This is a genomic window from Kitasatospora sp. NPDC091257, assembly GCF_044757675.1.
Taxonomy (GTDB): domain Bacteria; phylum Actinomycetota; class Actinomycetes; order Streptomycetales; family Streptomycetaceae; genus Kitasatospora; species Kitasatospora lactacystinica.
Window position 1 is genome coordinate 1 of record NZ_JBIVVI010001096.1, and the last position, 3,085, is coordinate 3,085.

General features: G+C 74.2%; 1 protein-coding gene. It reads left to right on the top strand.

Features of this window, described 5'->3' with window-relative positions:
- The coding region (locus ACIQOV_RS34815; RefSeq protein WP_401054850.1) for an amino acid adenylation domain-containing protein at positions 1-3,042 on the top strand (3,042 nt) is incomplete at its 5' end.
- Positions 3,043-3,085: the final 43 nt, after the last annotated feature.

Sequence of the window (3,085 nt, forward strand, 5' to 3'; positions counted from 1 at the left end):
CACCCCGTGTTCGGCACGGTGTTCCTGGGCCGGATGGACGCGGGAGGCACCGCGCACCGGACGCCGGGTCTGTACATCAACACCCTGCCGATCCGGATCGACGCGACCCGGGCGCTGGACGCCGGACTGCGGGCCGCGCAGGTGCAGTTGGGCGAGCTGCTGCGGCACGAGCACGCCCCGCTGACCCTCGCCCAGCAGGCCACCGGTCTGCCGGCGCAGAGCCCGCTGTTCACCTCGCTCCTCAACTACCGCCACAGCCCCGGCGCGACGGGCGAGGGCACCGGTCTCGCCGGGATCCGGGTGCTGTACGGGCACGAGCGGACCAACTACCCGCTCACGGCCTCGGTGGACGACACCGGTGCCGGCTTCCGGCTCTCGGTGCAGGCGGGTTCGCCGATCGACCCGGACGTGGTGTGCGGTCTGTTGCACACGGCGGTCGAGAACATGGTCGGCGCGCTGGAGCGGGACGCCGGTACGTCGCTGGAGCGGATTCCCGTCCTCGGCGACCGGCAGCGCGACCGGTTGCTGACCGCCTGGAACGACACCGCCTCCGACGTTCCGGCCGCGACGGTCGGCGAGCTCTTCGAGGCCCAGGTGGCGCGGCTGCCGGAGGCGGTCGCGGTGGCCGCCGACGGGGCCGAGGTGTCCTACCGGGAGCTGGACGCCCGGGCGAACCGCCTGGCCAGGCTGCTGGTGTCGCGGGGCGTGGGCGCGGAGTCCGTGGTCGGCGTCTGCTTGGAGCGCGGGGTCGGGCTGATGGTCGCGCTGCTGGCGGTCGTCAAGGCCGGCGGTGCGTACATGCCGATCGACCCGGCGTACCCGGCGGACCGGATCGGCTACATGCTGGAGGACGCGAGGCCGGTGACGGTGCTGGCCTCGGCGGGCACGGCGTCGGTGCTGCCCGGTTCCGGCGCGCTGGTCCTGGACGCGCCGGAGACGGTGGCGGAGCTGGCCGGCCTGGACGGCGGCGCGCTGGTGGACCGCGTGGTGCGGACCGCGGACGCGGCGTACGTGATCTACACCTCCGGGTCGACCGGTCGCCCCAAGGGCGTGCTGGTCTCCCACGCGGGTGTGGCGAGCCTGGTGGCCGGTCAGGTGCGGTACCTGGGGGTCGGCTCCGGGTCGAGGGTCGGGCAGTTCGCCTCGGCGGGCTTCGACACCTTCGGCTGGGAGTGGTTCATGGCCCTGCTGACCGGCGCGGCCCTGGTGGTGATCCCGCAGGACCGCCGCCTGGGCGAGGCCCTGCCGCACTTCCTGGCGGAGCAGCGGGTCACCCATGTGACGTTGCCGCCGGCCGTCCTGGCGACGCTGGACGAGCGGTCGATCGCCGACGACGTCGTCCTGGTGACCGCCGGTGAGGCCTGTCCGCCGGACGTGATGGCCCGCTGGATGCGCGACCACCGGGTGTTCAACTCGTACGGCCCGACCGAGACGACGGTGGACGCCACGATGTGGCCGTGCGATCCGTCGGCGGGCGAGGTGTCGATCGGTTCGCCGGTGGTCGACACCCGGGTGTTCGTGCTGGACGGGTTCCTCGCGCCGGTTCCGGTCGGGGTGCCCGGTGAGATGTACGTGGCGGGTGCCGGCCTGGCGCGCGGCTACCTGGGCCGCCGGGGTCTGACGGCGGAGCGGTTCGTGGCCTGCCCGTTCGGTTCGGCCGGGGAGCGGATGTACCGCACCGGTGACCTGGCGCGCTGGCGCGAGGACGGGACGCTGGAGTACCTGGGCCGCACCGACGACCAGGTGAAGATCCGCGGCCACCGCATCGAGCTCGGCGAGATCGAGGCCGCCCTGCTCGGCTGGCCCGGGATCGCGCAGGCCACCGTGATCGTCCGTGAGGACGTCCCCGGTGACCGGCGCATCGCCGCCTACGTCGTCCCGGCCGTGGACGCGGCCGTGGCCGCGGAGGTGGACGTCGCCGAGGTCCGGGCCGGGCTGGGCGGGGTGCTGCCGGAGTACATGGTCCCGTCCGCGATCACGGTGCTGGACGCGCTGCCGCTGACGGTCAACGGCAAGCTGGACCGCCGTGCGCTGCCGGCGCCGGACCGGACGGAGCTGCTGGAGTCGTCCTACCGGGCGCCGCGCACGGCGGACGAGCGGCTGGTCTGCGAGGTGTTCGCCGAGGTCCTGGGCCTGCCCCAGGTCGGCATCGACGACAACTTCTTCGAGCTGGGCGGGCATTCGCTGCTGGCGGTGACACTGGTCGACCGGCTGCGGTCGACGCTCGGGGTCGCGGTGGGGGTCCGGAACCTCTTCGAGGGCCCCACGGTCGAGTCCCTGGTCCGGGGGCTGCGCCGGCCGGCGGGCGCGGAGGGGCTCAAGGTCCTGCTCCCGCTGCGCGCGGGTGGCGAGCGGCCGCCGTTCTTCACAGTGCACCCGGCCGGTGGTCTCAGCTGGTGCTACGCCCCGCTGACCGGGATCATGCCCGAGGAATGGCCGCTGTACGGCCTCCAGGCGCGCGGTCTGAGCGAGCCGGGCGCGTTGCCGGGTTCGGTCAAGGAGATGGCGGCGGACTACGTCGAGCAGGTCCGGGCGGTGCAGCCGAGCGGCCCGTACCACCTGCTGGGCTGGTCGCTGGGCGGTGTCGTCGCGCAGGAGATGGCGGTGCAGCTGCAGGCCGTCGGGGAGGAGGTCGGCGCGCTGGTCGTGCTCGACGCCTACCCGTCGGTCACCGTGGACCAGGGCGTGGACGAGCCCGGGATCGAGGAGGTCGACTGGACCGACGCCGTCCTGCGGGTCGGCGAGCGCTTCGGCCTCGACCTCTCCGACCAGGAGCTGGCCGTGGCCGAGGGCGTCCGGGCGAACAACGTCGAGATCGCGACGGCGCACGTTCCGGGGACGTTCCAGGGCGACCTGATCCACGTGGCGGCGCTGCTGGGCAAGCCGGCCGGGACGCCGCTCGGGGTCCGGTGGAAGCCGTACGTCACCGGCGCGGTGGTGCAGACGGCCCTGCCGTGCGGGCACCACGAGCTGGCCCGGCCGGAGGCGCTGCGGGCGGCCTGGGACGCGACGAGCCGGTGGCTGGAGGGCCCGGAGGGTTAGGACCCCGGCAGGACGCACCGGGAGGAGCAGGAGACACCGAGGG